Raw genomic sequence first — 17,828 nt, 5'->3', positions numbered from 1 at the left:
GGACCACCTGCCCTTCGCTGAAGACGGTCCTGTCCTGTCCCGTCACCGAGGCGAGCTCGAAGGAGAGCCCACCGCCGGGAGCGGGGCGCACGGTCGTCTCGACGGCCACGGGTGTGCCGTCGACGGTCAGCGGGCGTACCCAGGTGACGTTCCGCAGGGTCAGCGGCTGCCCGTCGTCGGTACCGAGCGCACGGGCCGCCGTCTCCCGGACGATCTCCAGGTGGGCGACGGCGGGCAGGACCCGGCGTCCGCGCACCAGGTGGTCGCGGAGGAAGGACTCCTCGCCGGTCAGCGTCGTCGTGGCCCGCAGCGCTCCCGGTTCGCCCGGCACCGGCGCGGTGGGGCCGGCCATGGGGTGGTCGGGCCGGCCGGTCCCGGGGTGGTCGTCGGTGACGCGGTGCGCGGGGTGCGGCAGGGCGGGGGCGCGTTCCGCTCCCACGGTTCCGTGGCTCTCCCGGGCGAACGGATAGGGGGGCAGCGGGACGCGCCGGTACTCGCCCGCCGGGAACAGCGCGTCCGTGTCGAGGTCGGCGCCCGCGACGAAGTGCCGCGCGAGCGCCGCCAGGTCCTCGCGGGTCGCGGCGCCGAGGGGCGGTACGGCCGTGTCCCGCGCGGCGCCGCGGCCGGTCCGCCGCGCGGGGGCCCGGCCCACGAACGCCCGCGGGCCGTCCAGTCCTTCGTCGAGGGTGCGCAGGAGTTCGGCGCGGTCCCGGACGACGCAGGCGAAGCGGTGGGCGAGGTGTTCCCGGCCGACGGCGAGCGTGTGGGCGATGTCACCGCAGCCGGGGTCGGTGCCGCGCCGGCAGTGCTCCTTCAACCGTTCGACCTGCTCGGCGAGTTGCTCGCGTGAGCGGGCCGAGAGCACCACGAGCTGGTGGGCGCGGGAAGCGCGGCCGGGATCGGCGGACGGGGCCTCCTCGATGACGAGGTGGGCGTTGGTCCCGCTGGCGCCGAAGGCGCTGACGACACCCCGGCGCGGGCCCGCGGCCGGTGCCTTCCAGTCGTGGGTGGAGGTGCTCGGGTAGAAGGGGCTGCCGTCGAAGCGGATCGCCTCGTTCGGCTTCTCGAAGTGGAGGGACTTCGGTATCCGGTGGTGCCTCAGCGCGAGGAGCACCTTCAGCACACCGGCGATGCCCGCGGCGAACTGGGCGTGGCCGATGTTCGTCTTGACCGAGCCCAGGGCGCAGTAGCCGGTCGCGTCGGTGTCGGCCCGGAAGGCGCGGGTGAGGGCCTGGAACTCGATCGGGTCGCCCAGGCCGGTGCCCGTGCCGTGCGCCTCGACGAGCTGGATGTCACCGGCGCTGATCCCGGACGACCGGTAGACCTCGCGCAGCAGGCGTTCCTGGGACAGGGAGCTGGGGGCGGTGATCCCGTTGGTCGCCCCGTCGTGGTTGACGCCGGATCCGCTGATCAGCCCGTGGATGTGGTCGCCGGCGGCGAGGGCGTCCGACAGCCGCTTCAGTACGACGACGCCGACGCCCTCGCCCGGCACGAAGCCGTCGGCGCGGTGGTCGAAGGTGTGGCAGCGGCCGGTCGGCGACAGCATGCCGGCCCGCTCGGCCAGTCCGTACAGGCGCGGTGTCGACTGGACGTACACGCCGCCCGCGAGTGCCATGTCGGTCGTGCCGGACCACAGGTCCTTGCAGGCGAGGTCGACGGCGACCAGTGAACTGGAGCACGAGGTGTCGACCGCGATCGCGGGGCCCCTGAGGTCCAGGGTGTAGGACACCCGGCCGGGGATGACGGACGCCATGGTGCCCCACAGCGCCTGTGCCGGTGCCTGCGGGCCCCCCGGCGGCTCGTAGTCGCCGGACCAGCAGCCGGCGTAGACCCCGCAGCGGCTTCCGCGCACGCGGTTCGCGGCGTACCCGGCGTCCTCCAGCGCCTTCCACGACTCCTCAAGGAAGAGCCGCTGCTGGGGGTCCATGCTGGCGGCCTCGACGCCGGAGATGCCGAAGAAGAGCGGGTCGAACGCGTCGATCCGGTCGAGGAAGCCCCCGCGCGGTGCCGCGCCGGCCGCCGGCGCGTCCCACCGGGTGGCCTCGCGCACCAGGTCGTCCCCGTTCTCCAGGTGCTTCCACAGTTCGTCGAGCGAGTCGGCGCCGGCGAACCGGCCGCTCATGCCGACGACGGCGATCGGCTCGCGCCCCGGGGACGGCGAGGGTCGTGGACCGCTCGCGCTGTCCGCCGGGGACGTCGTGGCGTCGTCCGCGGGCCACTCGACGGCGGGGGTGTGGTCCGTCAGCAGGTGGGCGACGAGCCGGTCGGCGGTGCTGTGGTCGTAGATGGCGCTCGTCGTGAGTCCGACCGACAGGGCCTCGTTGAGCTCGTGCACCAGACGGACGCCGATGATGGAGTCCACGCCGTAGTCGGCGAAGGCCCGGGTCCCGTCGATGTCGTCCTCGTCCATGGCGAGCGCCTGGGCCAGCCGTTCGCGCACCACCCGGGTGACGTGCTCCTCAAGCGACGGGCGCGTCCGCGGCACCGGATCCGGACCCACGGTTCCGGTGGACGCGGCGGGGTGGGTACCGTCTCCGGCGGCCACGGCGGCCTGTGCGCCGGTGCCGGACGGTCCGCCGCTGACGCTGGCGCGGGCCACGGGCTCCAGGTCGGCGATCCAGTACCGGTCGCGCGCGAACGGGTACGTCGGCAGGGAGACGCGTCCCGGGACCCGGCCTCCGTGCAGCGCACTCCAGTCCAGTGCCGCGCCGTCGGCCCACAGGGCGCCGAGCTTGTCGAGCTTGCCCTGTTCGGCCCAGCGCTCGACGAGCATCCGCTGGAGGTCGGCGTCGGCCGCGATCTCGGAGACCAGGCCCCCGGTGCCGGCCGTGCCCAGCAGGACACCGGGAGCCTCGGCACCCCGGTCCAGGTAGGCGCGCAGGGTGTCGCGCAGCTCCCGCGTGGAGGCGGTGACGATCGCCAGCCGCTCCTCCATCGCCGCGCGGCCCACCTGGAGCGTGTAGGCCAGGGACTCCAGGTCGACGTCCTCGCGGTCGAGGAAGTCGGCGAGGCGGGCGACGGAGTCACGGAGCCGGCTCGGTGTCCGTGCCGAGAGCACGACCAGCCGGTCGCCGCCGGCGCCGTCCGGTGGACTCGCCGGCGCCACGTACTCCTCCAGGACGACGTGCGCGTTCGAGCCGCCCGCGCCGAACGAGGAGACCGCGGCGATCCGCGGGCGGTCGCCGGTCCAGTCGGCCGCCTCGTGCTGGACCCTGAACGGCGTCCGGTCGAAGGGGATGTCCGGGTTCCCGGGGTCGGCGTGCAGGGTGGGCACCAGCCTGCGGTGCCGGAGCTGGAGGACGGCCTTGGTGAAGCCGGCGATGCCGGCGGCGGCCTCCAGGTGCCCGATCGCCGACTTGGCGGAGCCGATCGCGCAGAACCGCGTGGCGTCCGTGTCGTTCCGGAAGGCCCGCGTCAGCCCTTCCACCTCGATCGGGTCGCCGAGTTCCGTACCGGTGCCGTGCGCCTCGACGTATCCGACGTCGGCGGCCGAGACCCCCGCCCGGTCCAGCACCTCGCGGATCAGCTCGGCCTGGGCGGCGGGGTTGGGCACGGTGTACCCGTTGGACCGGCCGCCGTGGTTGACCCCCGTCCCGCGGATCACCGCGTGGATCTGGTCGCCGTCGGCCACGGCCCGCGCCAGCGGCTTGAGCAGGACGCAGCCGACCCCTTCGCCGGGGACGAACCCGTGGCCTCCGCTGCCGAAGCTCCGGCACCGCGCATCCGCCGCCAGCATGGTGGAGCGGCACAGCTCCACGTAGTCCTGCGGGTGGAGGTAGAGGTTGACGCCGCCGGCGATGGCGACCTCGCAGGAGCCCTGGCGCAGGTGCTCGCACGCCTCGTGGATCGCGGTGAGCGACGCCGAGCACATGGTGTCGATCGTCAGGCTCGGCCCGGTCAGGTCCAGGACGTAGGAGGTCCGCTGGCTGACCGAGGCGAACGACAGCGCGGGGACCACCGTCTCCCCCGACGGCAGACGCGCCGCGTCGTGGCGGGCGTGGCCGGACTTGGTCACGCCGGCGAAGACACCGACCCGCCGGCGGTGGCGGCGCGCGATCTCCTCCGGGGAGTAACCGGCGTCCTCCAGCACCTCCCACGCGGCCTGGAGGAAGAGCCGCTCCTGCGGGTCCATGGCGTAGGCGTCGCGCGGGGCGATCCGGAAGAAGAGCGGGTCGAAGTCCGCGAACCCGTCGACGAAACCGCCCCACTTGCTGTAACTGCGCCCGGTGGCGATCGCCTTGGCGCGGTCGGGTTCGAAGAAGCCGTCGAGTGACCAGCGGTCGGCCGGGATCTCGCCGACGCAGTCACGGCCCGCTTGCAGGTTCTCCCAGAACTCGGCGAGGTTCGCCGCCTTCGGGTAGCGCCCGCTCATGCCGATGACGGCGATGGGTTCGGGGGTACCGGCCGGGGGCGTGGGGGCCGCCGGCGCGGGGCCGGTCGCGGTGCGCGGCGGGCGCGGCCGGTCGAGCGCCGGGTCCTCGGTGCCGCCGCCGGTCCAGGCCAGGGCCTGCGGTCCGTGTGCGGACGCCAGGTGGTCGGCGATGGCGCGCAGCGTCGGGAACTCGTAGAAGACCGTCGGTGAGAGGTCGGGGAACGTGGGTGACAGTGCCGTCTTCAACTGGATGACCATGATCGATTCCAGGCCCAGCTCATCCAGCGGCCGATCGACGTCGACCGCGGCAGCGGGCAGTTTGGTGACCGTCGCGAACAGGTCCGCGAGGAGCCGGAGGGTGTCCCGGCGCAGCCGTTCGGAGGGCCGTGCGGCGGACGGGGCCGGTACGGGCGGTGGTTCCGCGGGGGCCGCCGGGGTCGCCGGCATCCGGGTGCTGTCGCCGTGGTGGACCCACACCTGGTGCGTCCCGAGCCGCCAGGCGTCCAGCAGGGCTTCCAGGCCCTCCGCCGTCTCCATGGGCGACAGTCCGCGGCTTCGCCACAGACGGGCCCGTGCCGCCTCGTCCACCCGCATCCCGCCGTCCTTCCACAGCGGCCAGGCGACGGAGAGGGTGCGTCCCGACCGCTCGCCCGCCGCGACGCGTGCGGCGCGGAGCGCGGCGAACTCGTCGAGGAACGCGTTCGCCGTGGCGTAGTCGGCCTGACCGGTGTTCCCGGTGATCCCGGAGCCGGACGAGAAGACGACGAGGAAGTCGACCGGCGCGGTGCCGACGGCGCGGTCGAGGTTGACCAGGCCGGCGACCTTGGGCGCGAGGACGTCCGTCCACTGCTCGCCGGTCTTCCGCACCAGCAGGGCGTCGTGGACCACCCCTGCGGAATGGATGATCCCGTCCAGCCCGCCGGCCTCGGCGCGGATCTTCTGGACCAGGTGGCGGACCTCCTCCCAGCGGGAGACGTCCACGGGCTCGTACCTGGCCTCGGCACCGGCGGCCCGCAGCTCGGCCAGGGTCGCGTCGATGCCGGCGTCCTGAGGTGACCTCCCGGCCAGGATCAGGGTCGGCCGCGCGGCATCACGGGCGATCCGGTGCGCCACGGCCGTGCCGATGCCTCCGGCACCACCGGTGATCAGGTACACGCCGCCGTCGCGCCAGGGCGTGTCCGCCGTACCGTCCTGCGGCACGGCCCGGTCCCAGGTGCGCACCAGGCGCCGGCCGTCCTGGTGGCGCACCAGGTCGGCGCCGGGGTGACGGTCGTCCTCGGCGAGCAGCGCGGCGACCACGTCGTCGGCACCCGTGCGGTCCAGGCCGATGACCTGTCCGCCGAGCCACGGGTGTTCGAGGGCCGCGGTGCGCAGCAGCGCCGCGAGCGCCAGGTGGGGGGCGTCCTCGCCGTGCGTGGCGGTGACGACCTGGACGAGGACGGGGCGCCGGTCCGGGGCGGTGGCGAGATCGCGGACGATCTTGAAGACCTGCGCGGAGAGATCGGTGAAGGCGCTGTCCGGCCGTTGCCGGGCCGAGTCGACGGCGAAGCAGCGGGCCTCGGGCAGGGCCCGTTCGACCGGCTCCCGAGTCGCCGCCGCCGCTCCGCAGAGGATGACGACACGGCCGGCACCGGCCGGCTTCCCGGCGGCCCGCGGCGGCGGTACGGGGGCGGGTGTCCAGGACGGGACGAGGAGCGCGGTCGCCACCCCGGGTCCGGACGTCGTGGCCGGTGCCGTACCCCCGGGTGTCGCCGGCGGCTCGGCGGGCCGGTGGTCGCCGGGGATCCAGTGGCGCTCCCGGGCGAAGGGGTAACCCGGCAGGTGGGCCCGCGGCGGGGTCGTACTCCCGTACAGGGCACGCCAGTCGGGGTCGTCCCCCGCGACCCAGCGCGCCAGCGCGGTGGCCGGCTCGCGCTCGGGCACGCCCGACGGAGCCTTCGCCGAGCGGGGCGCGGGCACGGTCACGCGCGGGACCCGGCCACGGGCGCCGTCCCGGAGCCGGTCGTCACCGGCGACGAAGGCGCGCAGGCAGCCGGCGAGCCGGTCGTGGGAGGTGACCACCCAGCCCACACGCTCGGCCATCGCCTCGCGTCCCGTCTGGAGGGTCCAGGCGATCGAGGGCAGCGTGGCCGGCGGACGTGAGCGCTCCAGGTACCGGAGCAGGTCGGCGGCGCGCTGCCGCAGTTGCTCGTCCGTGCGGGCGGAGAGCGGTACGACCACCGCCTCGCCGGCGGCCGGTCCGGTACCGGGGGCGCCCCCGCGGACCGTGGGCTCCTCGGCGTACTCCGCGACCTGCCCCTCGGCGTGCTCCGCGAGGTGCTGCTCGATGTGTTCCGCGAGGTGCTGCTCGGCGTGCTCCACGATGTGCTCCTCGACGTACTCCTCCACCACGACATGGCAGTTGGCGCCGCCGAAGCCGAAGCTGCTCACCCCGGCGCGCCGCGGTGCGCGGTCGCCCGTGCGGTCGCGCGGGGACTGCCAGCGCTCGTTCTCGCGCACGATGCGGACCGGTCCCTCTCCGAGCTGGATGTACGGATTGATCTCCGGGCAGTGGAGCGTCGCCGGGATGACCCCGTGGCGCATCGCCAGCAGCACCTTCAGCAGGCCGGCGATCCCGGCCGCGGCCTCCAGGTGGCCGATGTTCCCCTTCACGGAGCCGATCCCCACGGTGCCCGACCCGGTCGCGCCCAGGCGCCGGAAGGCGGTCTGGAGGGCGCGCACCTCGACGGGATCGCCGAGCGCGGTTCCCGTGCCGTGGGCCTCGACGTACCCGACCGTGCCGGGATCCACCGAGCCCATCGCCCGGGTCACGACATCGGCCTGCGCGTCGGCGTTCGGCGCGGTCAGCGAGTTCGCCCGGCCGCCGTGGTTCTCGGCGCTGCCGACGAGCACGCCGAGGATCGCGTCGCCGTCCCGCTCCGCCGCGGCGAGCGGTTTGAGGACGACGGCGCCGACGCCCTCGCCGCGCACGTAACCGTCCGCGCCCTTCGCGAACGCCTTGCAGCGGCCGTCGGGGCTGAGCATGCCCGCGCGGTGCGCGCTGACGAACGTGTCGACGCTGAGCAGGAGATTGACACCGCCGGCGATCGCGGCGTCGCACGCTCCGGACCGGATCGCCTCCATGGCGCGGTGCACCGCGACGAGCGAACTGGAGCACGCGGTGTCCACCGGCTCGCTCGGCCCGCGCAGGTCCAGGACGTACGAGACGCGGTTGGCCAGCATCGAGTGCGCGTTGCCCGTCGAGGTGTAGGCGTCCGCCGGGACCCCGTGGGTGGTCAGCAGGGTCTCGTAGTCGTGCCCCGAGACCCCGAGGAAGACGCCGGTGTTCCGCGGCAGGTCCGCCGGCCGGTGCGCGCTGTCCTCCAGGGCGTTCCACACGGTCTCCAGCGCCAGGCGGTGCTGGGGGTCCATCAGCTCGGCCTCGCGCGGGTAGATCCCGAAGAAGCCGGCGTCGAAGGCGTCGACGTCGTCGAGGACGCCCGCGCGCTTGGGGAAGTCGGAGGAGTCGACGGTCTTCCGGTAGGCGTCGCCGTGCCGGTGCGCGGGGTAGTCGCTGACCGAGTCCCGCCCGGCGATCAGGTTGGCCCAGTAGGTGTCGAGGTCGGGCGCGCCGGGGAAACGGCCGGCAGCTCCGACGACCGCGATGGGCAGGGGCTGCCCGGTCCCGGCGGGCCGGCCGGGTGCCGACGCGGCACGCGCCCGCTCCGTGCCGTCGCGCCCGCGCTCCGGGCGCCCGGACGGCCGTACGGCGGAGCGGAGCGAGCGTTCCCGCTCCGCGCGGACCGCCTCCGGGTGCTCGGCCGCGAGGTGGCCGCCGAGCGCGTCCAGCGTGTTGACGTCGAACAGCACCGCGGGGCTCAGCTCGATGCCGAACCTGTCCCTGACGCGGTCGGAGAACGCGACGAGCGAGACGGAGTCGAAGCCGAAGGCGTCGAACCGGGTGTCGCCTTCGAGTTCCCCGGCGTCGAACTTGAGGATGCCGGCGGCGATCTCCCGCAGGACCTCCACCGCGAACGCGGTGGTGCTGTCGCCCTCCGCGGGCCCGGTGCCGGGCCTCTCGGCGGGCGTCACGGGGCTCACCCGCGCGCCCGGGAGCGGGGTGCCGCACCGCACCCCGTCCAGGCGGCCGAGGACCAGTCCGGCGGCGTCGAGCAGCAGGACGCCGCCGTTCAGCCCGTCCGGCTCCGCTGCCGCCTCCAGGAGGACGTAGGCCACGTCGCCGGGGTCACCGGTCACATGGATCTCGTCGGCCTCCCGCATCGCGGTCAGCTCCCAGCCGGGGGTGCCGGCCCGCTCGGCCGTGAGCATGAGGCCCTGGGCCACCGCCGTCAGGACGTGCGGGGCCACGGTGGTGTTCCGCGCGGCGTGGTCGTGCCGGCGCTCGGGGGCGCCCACGTCGAGCAGCAGCCGCCCGTCCGGCAGCCGGCTCGCGGCCCGGACACCGCAGTGGGCCGCGGGCGCGGTCACCCCGCCGTCGGCGAGCGCGGTGAGGAACCCGGCGGTGTCGAGGACGCTCACCGCCTGCCGGCGCAGCGCGTCCACCCGGACCGGCTCGTGCTGGGACGTCCGCCCGTCGTGCGGGCGGGCGCCGAACTCCAGGACGGCCGTACGCCGTCCCGAGGCGTCCTCGGCGAACACCGTGCCGCGGGCCGCGGCGGGTCCGGTGACGGAGAGGGAGGTCACCAGGCGGGCGGCGGACGTCCACGGGACCTCGTCGAGCACCCGAAGGTCGTGCACCACGGGGTCGGCGGCGAAGCCCGAGACCTTGGCGCAGGCCAGGGCGAGATCGACACAGTACGTCGAGGCGATCTCGGCGGCCCTGTCCCGCTGGTGGGCGTAGTCGGCCAGGTCGTCGAGGTGGAGGTCGAGACCATAGCGCAGGCCGTCGACGTCGGACTCGTTGCGGCCGAGGAAGGGGTGTGCCTTCTCGCGCAGGGCCAGCGGCGCGGTGACCGACGGGGCACCGGTCTCCCGCGGCACCCAGCAGCGCACGCGCTCGAACGGGTAGGCCGGGAGCGAGACGCGTCCGGGGGTCTCCGGCCCGTCCAGCGAGCGCCAGTCGACGCTCTTCCCGCCCACCCAGGCACGCGCCAGCTCCCGGGCCTTCGCCGACCGCGGGTCCTGGCCGGCGAGCGCGGTGTCGAGATCGCGGTCGCCCGCGAGGTAGCGCTCGACGGCCGCACGCACACCGTGGACGTCCGCGGCGACGAACGCCCAGCGCCGCGGCAGTTCGTTCTTGCCGACGCGGAGGGTGAAGGCGATCGGCGCGAGACCGGGCCGGTCCGCCGCGCGGACGAAGTCCCGGAAGCGGCGCAGGACGGCCTCCAGGGCCTGGTCGGTCATCGCGGAGAAGACGAACAGCTCCTCCCGGCCCTCGCTCCCGGTGCCGCGGGTGGCCGGCTCACCGCCCCGGTACTCCTCGACGATGATGTGGGAGTTCATCCCGCCGGCGCCGATCGAGGTGATCCCGGCACGCCGCGGGTGGACGTGAGTGCGTCCGTCCTCGTCCACGGTCACCGCGGGCTTCCAGTCGGTGAGCTGCTGCGGGACGTGGAAGGGGGTGTCGGTGAAGTCGATGTCGGGGTTGAGTTCGGAGCTGTGCAGGGAGGGCGCGATCTTGCCCTCGCGCAGTTGCAGGAGCACCTTGGTGAACGCGACCACGCCGGCCGCCGCGAGCAGGTGGGCCACGTTCGACTTGACCGAGCCGAGGGCGCAGTACCCGGAGTCGTCGGTGTGCGCGCGGAAGGCGGTGGTCAGCGCCTTGACCTCGATGGGGTCGCCCAGCGCGGTGCCCGACCCGTGGCCCTCGACGTAGGAGATGGTCCGCGGGTCGACGCCCGCGTCGTCGAGGGCCTTCTCCACGGCCCGGGCCTGCATGCGGGGGCTGGGCACGGTGAACCCGTTGCGCACGCCCGCGTTGGTGATCGCGGTGCCCTTGATGACGGCGTAGATGTGGTCGCCGTCGCGCTCGGCCTCGACCAGCGGCTTGAGTACGACGGCGCCGACCCCCTCGCCCAGGATCGTGCCGTCCGCGCCGCGGCCGAAGCTGCGGATCACGTCCGACGTGGCGGTCGTGAAGTGCTCCTGGGAGGAGGTGACGAGGTTGTACGGGTGCAGCAGCAGGTTGACCCCGCCGGCCACGACCATCTTGCACTCGCCGGCCCGGAGCATCTGCACGGCCTGGTGGATGCAGGTGGAGGAGGCCGAGCACATGGTGTCCAGGAAGATGGACGGCCCGGTCAGCCCGTAGTAGTACGACAGCATGTTGGGCAGCGTCCCGGTGTAGCTGCCGCTGGCCGGGGCGCCCCGGACCAGGTTGTTCTGGAAGCCGTAGAGGTTGTAGTGGTTGCTCATCGTGCCGACGAGCACGCCGACGTCGCCCTGGTACTGCCGCTGGATCGTCTCGCGCGAGTAGCCCGCGTCCTCCAGCGCCTCCACCCCCGCCTGGAGGAAGAGGCGGACCTCGGGTGACATCTGTTCCGCCTCGCGCTTGGAGACGCGGAAGTAGCGGGGGTCGAACCGGTCGATGTCGCGCAGGAACGCCCCGGTGCGGATGACGCTCCTGCCGAGGACGCCGCGGTCACGGCTGTAGAGGGCGTCGTGGTCCCAGCGGTCGCGCGGGACCTCCTCGAACGCGTGCCGGCCCTCGGCCAGCAGCGTCCAGAACTCCTCGGTCGTCTCGGCGCCCGGGTAGCGGCCGGACAGTCCGATCACCGCGATGTCGTGGTGGGCGTCCCGCCCGGGGCGGTCATGGACGACGGCACCGGTGCCGACGGCGGGGGTGGTGCCGACGGCGGGGGCGGTGCCGTCCTGCGCCGGCTGCCCGGTCCCGGACGCGGGCCGCGCCGGCGCCGCCTCCGGTTCCCGCGGGGCCCGGCCGGCGGCGAGGACCGTCTCCAGCCGGGCGCGGTGCGCCTCGGCGAAGTAGCGCGCGACCTCCTCGATGGTCAGGTACTCGAAGAAGATCGTCTTGGGCAGCGGGCCGAAGACCTCCTCCAGACGCGCCGTCAGTTCCAGGATGCTGAGCGAGTCGATGCCGTACTCGACGAGGTTCGTGGAGCCGTCCAGGTCGGCGGGGCTGTGGTGCAGCACCTCGCCCACATGGCGCTTCAGCAGGGCCGAGGCCCGCTCCGTCAGCGCGTCCTCGGAGAGCGTCGTACCGTCGGCGGGAGGCGTGTCGGCGAGGGGCCGGGCGGTGCCGTCCGCCGTGGTGGCGGCAGGCTCCCGGCCCTGGAGGGCGAGGGTGGCCTCGCTGCCGTACGCGGCGACGACGTGCACGGGTCCGTCCGTCAGCACCCGGCCGAGCAGCCGCAGGGCCTCCTCGGTGGGAAGCGGCTCCCAGCCCCGCTGCCTGCGCATCAGGTCGCGTGTCACCGTGCCGGCGGTCATCCCGCCGTCGGCCCACAGGGGCCAGCTCACGGCGACGGTCCGGCCGGACCGCTCGCCGCGGTCGACCAGGTCCTGCCGGTGCCGGGCGAAGGCGTCCAGGAAGGCGTTCGCCGCGGCGTAGTCGGCCTGCCCGGCGTTGCCGTAGACGCCCGCGACCGAGGAGAAGACCGCGAAGAAGTCGAGATCCAGGTCGTGCGTCACCGCGTCGAGGTTGACCGTGCCGTGTGTCTTCGGCGCCGTCACCTCGGCCAGGTCCGCCGGGTCCTTGCGCAGGATGTAGGCGTCCCGCAGGACGCCCGCCGCGTGCACGACGCCGTTCGGCGGCCCGTACCGGTCGGCGATGACGCCGAGTGCCCGTGCCGTGTCCGCGCGGTCCGACACGTCGACGGCGAGGTAGTGGGCGTCGACGCCGGCCGTCCGGAGCTCGGCCACGGCGCGTTCGGTGTCCGCGTCGGCGGCGCTCCTCCCGCTCAGCACGACGGTCGTCCCCGGATGCCGCCCGAAGTACCGGGCGACGTGGCGGCCGATCCCGCCGAGGCCCCCCGTCACCCAGTAGACGCCGCCGTCCCGCAGGGGCGGGACCCGCGGTCCCTCGGCGAGCGGTGCGTGGACGATCTCCCAGGCTCGGCGGGTTCCGTCGGCGGCGTGGTGCGGTTCCACCGTCTGCCCGGCGTCCGCCGCCTCGCCCCGGACGATCCCGGCCAGCCGCTGCGGTGTCGCCGTGTCCAGCCCGGCCACGCGGACCACCCGCCCGGAGACCAGGGGGTTCTCCACGGCGGCGGTACGGAACAGACCGGTGAGGGGCGCGTGCACCGGGCGCGGCACCTGTTCGTCCACGAGGACCAGGAACCGGTTGCTCTGCCGGGGGCTCGCCGTCATGACCTCCTGCACGCGCCGGAAGACGAACTCCAGGGCCGCCTGCGCGTCCTCGGGGCCGCTTCCCGAGGCGGGCTGGGGCAGCCGCGTGAGCACCGCCCCGGTGCTCTCCGCCACGTCGGCGAGGGTCGCGGAGTCGCCGCCCAGCACGTAGCAGTGGACGACGGCGGCCGGTGCGCCGCCCGCGCCGAGCGGTGCCTCGGCGAGCCGGGAGGTGGCCGTGACCACGCGCGGGACGGCCGGTCCCTCGTCCACTCGCTGGGTCAGCCCGCGCAGTCGGGCGCCGACGACTCCGTCGGCGTCGCACAGGTCGATGTCGAAGGTCCCGAAGCCGCTGCCGCCCCCGCGCCGCCGGACCCATGCCCAGGTCTCGCCCGTGCACGGCCCGTGGATGTCGATCCGGTCGAGCGTGAACGGCAGGGCCGGGCCCGCGTCCTGACCGTCCATCAGCACGAGGGAGGCCTGCAGGGCCGCGTCCAGCACGCTCGGGGGCAGCACCAGGCCGCCGTCCGCTTCCGCCTCCGCGGGCTGCGCGATGCGGGCGAGCAGCGCGCCGTCGCCGATCAGGATCTCCCGCAGCCCGCGCATCGCCGGGCCGTACTCCAGCCCGGCGGCCCGGAACGCCGCGTAGACGTCGGCCGGCTCGCGGACGGTGGCGCAGGCGGCGCGCAGCGCTGGGAGGTCGAGGGTCTCGGGGGCGGCGGACGCGCACGCCTCCACCGTGCCCCGGCTGTGGACGACGGCAGCCGCCCCGTCGCCGGCGGGCGCGGTGGTGCGGACCTCGAACCGGTGGTGGCCGCCCTCGGCCGCCGTCAGGCACGTCTGTACGTCGAGCGGGGCGTCACCGGCCTTGAGGGGGCGCAGCCAGGCGAGGTCGCGCAGGCGGACGGACCCCGCGCCCCCGAGGGCGGGCCAGGCTTCGCGGGCCGCGGCCCGGGCCATCTCGATCTGGGCGGCAGCGGGCAGTACGCGCCGGCCGCGCACCCGGTGGTCGGCGAGGAAGGGTTCGTCCCCGGTGAAGGTCGAGGCGTAGCGCGGTCCGTCCAGGTCCGGGACGTTCCGGTGGACGAGCGGGTGCAGCCGTGCGGAGGTCCGCGGCTCGCCCGGGGCCGACGGCGTGCCGGGTGCCGAGAACCAGTGGCGCTCACGCGCGAAGGGGTACGAGGGCAGGCGCACGCGGCGCGGAGGCGCTGCCGCGTCCTGGTGCAGGCGCGCCCAGTCGACCGTTCCGCCCCCGGCCCAGCGGGCGGCGGTCCGGGCCGGCCCGGCCTCGTCGGTGTCGTCGGTGTCGTCGCCCTCCGCCGCCCGGGCGCCCGTGTGCACCTCGGACTCCGGCAGGTCGCCGGCCGCGAAGGCGTCCAGCAGTTCCAGGAGTTCGCCGGTGTCGGCGACCAGGAAGGCCACCCGTACCGGCAGGGCCTCCCGGCCGGTCTGCAGGGTGTGGGCGACGTCCGCCAGCTCCTCCGGCCACTCCAGCGTGACCTCGTCCGGTCCGGCCGCGCGCAGGCGGTCGCGGAGCAGGCCCGCCAGGACGCGCAGCTGCTCGGGGCTCTTCGCCGAGAGCGGTACGACCTGCGGTCCCGTGGGCGCCGCGGCGCGCTCGTCCTCGCCGAGGGGGTGTTCCTCCAGCACCACATGGGCGTTGGTGCCGCCGAACCCGAAGGAGCTCACGCCGGCCCGGCGGGGTGCCGGCCGGCCGTCGGCGCCGGTGGGCGGCGCGGTCCACGGGCGCGTCCCACCGACGATGTAGAAGGGGCTGCCATCGAGTCTGACCAGCGGGTTGCGCTCCTCGAAGCCGGCGGTCGCCGGGAGGGTACGGCCCGCCATCGCGGCGATCACCTTGACCATCCCGGCGACGCCCGCGGCACCCTCCAGGTGGCCGATGTTGCTCTTGACGGAGCCGATCCCGCAGGTGTCCGGCTCCGCCGTGGTGCCCTGGGCGGCGTGCAGGCGCTGGAACGCGCGGGTGAGCGCGGTCGTCTCGATCGGGTCGCCGACCGGCGTTCCCGGTCCGTGTGCCTCGATGTAGGTGACCGTCTCGGGCCGGATGCCCTCGCGGGTGTAGAGGCCCTCGATCAGGTCCGCCTGCGCCGCCGGGTTGGTGACCGTGAGGGAGTTCGTGCGTCCGCCGTGGTTGGTGGCGATCCCCTTGATGACGGCGTGGACGGGGTCGCCGTCCGCCAGGGCCCGCGCGAGCGGCTTGAGCAGCAGGACGGCGCCGCCCTCGCCGCGGACGTAGCCGTCGGCCGACCGGTCGAAGGCCCGGCTGCGGCCGGTGCGCGAGAGCATGTTGGCCTGGCTGAACGCGATGAAGTGCTTCGGCGACCAGCACAGGTTCACACCGCCGGCCAGGGCGAGGCCGCACTCGCCGTTGCGCAGCGCGCTGACCGCCTCGTACACCGAGACCAGGGAGCTGGAGCAGGCGGTGTCGTTGGTGATGCTGGGCCCGTGCAGGTCGAAGAAGTACGAGACGCGGTTGGAGATGATCGAGTAGGCCGTGCCGGTGGGGAAGTAGACGTCGGTGGGGACGTCGTGGCTCTCCATCAGTTCGGCGTAGTCCGCGTGGCAGACGCCCATGAAGACGCCCGTGTCGGTGCCGGCGAGCCGGCTCGCGGGGTATCCGGCGTCCTCCAGCGCCTTCCAGGACAGCTCCAGCGCGAAGCGCTGCTGCGGGTCCATGGACTCCGCCTCGCGGGGGGAGATGTTGAAGAAGGAGGCGTCGAAGCAGTCCGCCTGCTCGATGAAGCCGCCCCAGATGCTGCTGGTCCTGTCCTTCGCCGTCCTGGGGTCGCCGAAGTACCGCTCCTTCGACCAGCGTTCGGCCGGCACCTCGCTGATCAGCGAGCGGCCCGCGACGAGGTGCCGCCACAGCTCGTCCAGCGTCTCCGCGCCGGGCAGGCGCAGCGCCAGGCCGATGACCGCGATGTCGCCCTCGCCGGGCGTCGGCGTCGGGGCGCTCATCGCAGCGCTCCGGCGAGCTTGCTGCTGTCGCGCCGGTCGGCGACGGTCCGCATCGGTACGGCGGCTCGGGAGGGCGTGCCCATGTGGCTCTCCGGATTCATGACGAACTGCTGGTTCAGGACCACCGTCGACAGCAGGTAGACGAACGCCTGGTCCTCTTTCGTGCTGATCTGGGCTGCGGGAGTGGACATGATCTTGTCGGTCAGCTTTCTGGCGAAGACCGGCTCGACGCAGTCGAGCGCGCGGAGTTCGGTGTCGGAGAGCAGCAGCTCCAGGTAGTCCGGCCGCTGGTCCTTGAAGACGGCGCTCCCGGGCGCGCGGTAGGGCTGCTTGGGACGCGTCAGGCTGGATTCCGGCAGCTCGCCGCGGAAGGCCTTCTTCAGGATGGCCTTCTCGTCGGACCCGTCGTCGAAGCGGAAGTTCACCGACGCCGCGAGCCGCACCACGGCGGGGTCGAGGAACGGGCACCGGTTCTCGACGCCGTGTGCCAGGCTCATCCGCTCCCCCTGTGTGGAGAGCAGGTATCCGGGGAGGAGGGTCTTGTACTCCAGCCACTGCGCCTTCTGCACCGGGGTCAGTTCCGCGTAGCCGGGTGTCTCCCGCACGAGCGCGAGGAGGGCGGCGAAGGGGTCGTCCCGGTCCTTCAGCAGGCGCGCGGCGAACCGGCCGTTCTGGTACCGCATCTCGTGCGAGAAGAGACCGGGGAGGCGTTCGGTGGAGAACTGGTGCATCAGGCCCATGACGCTCGCCCGGTGCGCGGGGCCGAAGTGGCTCAGCTCGGGGTGGAGGCCGGCGATCCGCGCCGCCCGCTCGTCCGGGGACAGCTCGTTCCAGGCCGCCCGCAGCAGGGTCTCGCGGAACAGGGAGTAGCCGAGGAACGCCTCGTCGGCGCCCTCGCCGCTGAGGACCACCTTGATGCCCTCGTCCCGCACCCGGCGCGACAGGAGGTACATGGGCACGAAGGCGGTGCGGAACGCGGGGACCTCGGCGTGCCGCACCGCCGCCGGGAAGTGCCGGGCGATGTCGGCGTCCGTGACCCTGAGCGACGAGTGCCGGGTGCCGAAGCGGGACGCCACCACGCGCTGGCTGTCCGACTCGTCGAAGGCCGGGTCGTCGAAGGAGACCGAGAAGGTGCGCAGCTTGCCGGGTGAGAGCTCGGCGGCGAGCCGGGTGACGATGGTGGAGTCCAGTCCGCCGCTCAGGTAGACGGCGACCTCGACATCGCCGCCCAGCCGCAGCTCGACGCTCTCGCGCAGCGTCTCGTGGACGCGGGCGACCGCCTCCGCCTCGGTGCCCGCGAACAGGGGCACGTCCAGCCGCAACTCCTCGTACGTCTCCAGCAGTTGTCGCCCGTCCCGGACGGTGAGCAGGCTGCCCGGCGGGAGCTGGCGGATGCCGGCGAACGGGGTGCCGTCGGGCAGTGGCGTCCATGCGGCGTAGATCGACAGGAGCTGCGCGGGGTCGAGGGCGAAGCGGAAGCCGGGGAAGGCGTGGAAGGCCTTCATCTCGGAGGCGAACAGGAAGTCGCCGCCGCACTCCGTGTAGAACAGCGGGCGCTTGCCGAAGCGGTCCCGGGCCAGCACGAGTTCGTCCGTGACCGCGTCCCGGACGGCGAGGGCGAACGCGCCGTTGAAGCGCGGCAGGCACGCGGGGCCCCACTGCGCCCAGGCCTGGAGGACCACCTCGGTGTCCGACCGGGTGCGGAACACACGGCCCAGTCGCTCCAGCTCCGCGCGCAGTTCACGGTGGTTGTACAGCTCGCCGTTGAAGCAGATCCAGTAGCGTTCCGCCGGGTCCGCCATGGGCTGTGCCCCCTCGGCGATGTCGACCACGGCCAGGCGGACCGTGCCCATCGCGCACCCGTCGTCGAGGTAGTACCCCGCCTCGTCCGGTCCGCGGTGCCGGATGAGACCCAGCATGGAGGTGATGACGTCCGGGGCCGCACCGGCGCTCGTCCGGGGCGAGAGGAACCCTGCTATTCCGCACACGTGACGTCCCCCTGCCGCGCGGCAGCGAGCTCGGCGGTCCTGCCGGCCACGAATTCCTCGATCGCCTCCAGGGAGACGAGGACGTTCATGAGCATGTCCTCGGCGGCGACCTCGAAGCCGAATTCGTCCCCGATGAAGGCCATCAGCTGGATGTATCCGAAGGAGTCGATGACCCCTGCCTTGAAGAGATCGGTGTCGGCCGCCACGTCCCGGTCGAAGTCGATGAGGAACTGGTCCTCCAT

General features: G+C 74.1%; 3 protein-coding genes (1 of these 3 cut by a window edge). All 3 read right to left on the bottom strand.

The window, feature by feature from the left end; all coding sequences use genetic code 11:
- Tightly spaced (each overlapping or abutting the next), the 3 genes in view from ACH4LD_RS33790 to ACH4LD_RS33780 form a layout consistent with a single transcriptional unit that may run on beyond the window.
- On the bottom strand, positions 1 to 15,598 hold the 5' portion of the coding sequence (locus tag ACH4LD_RS33790) for an SDR family NAD(P)-dependent oxidoreductase (protein ID WP_398057934.1). It extends 5,516 nt beyond the left edge of the window; only the first 15,598 of its 21,114 coding nucleotides appear in the window; it begins with the start codon at positions 15,596 to 15,598; the stop codon falls past the left edge of the window.
- Positions 15,595 to 17,586 carry an asparagine synthase (glutamine-hydrolyzing) gene (gene asnB, locus ACH4LD_RS33785; RefSeq protein ID WP_398057932.1) on the bottom strand — a complete coding sequence of 664 codons (1,992 nt, stop codon included), beginning with the start codon at positions 17,584 to 17,586 and terminating at the stop codon, positions 15,595 to 15,597. Before asnB ends, ACH4LD_RS33790 begins: the two co-directional genes overlap by 4 nt.
- Positions 17,574 to 17,828, bottom strand: a complete 255-nt coding sequence (locus tag ACH4LD_RS33780; protein ID WP_258055510.1) for a phosphopantetheine-binding protein — start codon at positions 17,826 to 17,828, stop codon at positions 17,574 to 17,576. Before ACH4LD_RS33780 ends, asnB begins: the two co-directional genes overlap by 13 nt.

Source organism: Streptomyces sp. NPDC017676 (assembly GCF_044329325.1).
GTDB lineage: Bacteria > Actinomycetota > Actinomycetes > Streptomycetales > Streptomycetaceae > Streptomyces.
The sequence above is the reverse complement of the archived record's forward strand: the minus strand, read 5'-3'. Positions and strand labels throughout refer to the sequence as shown.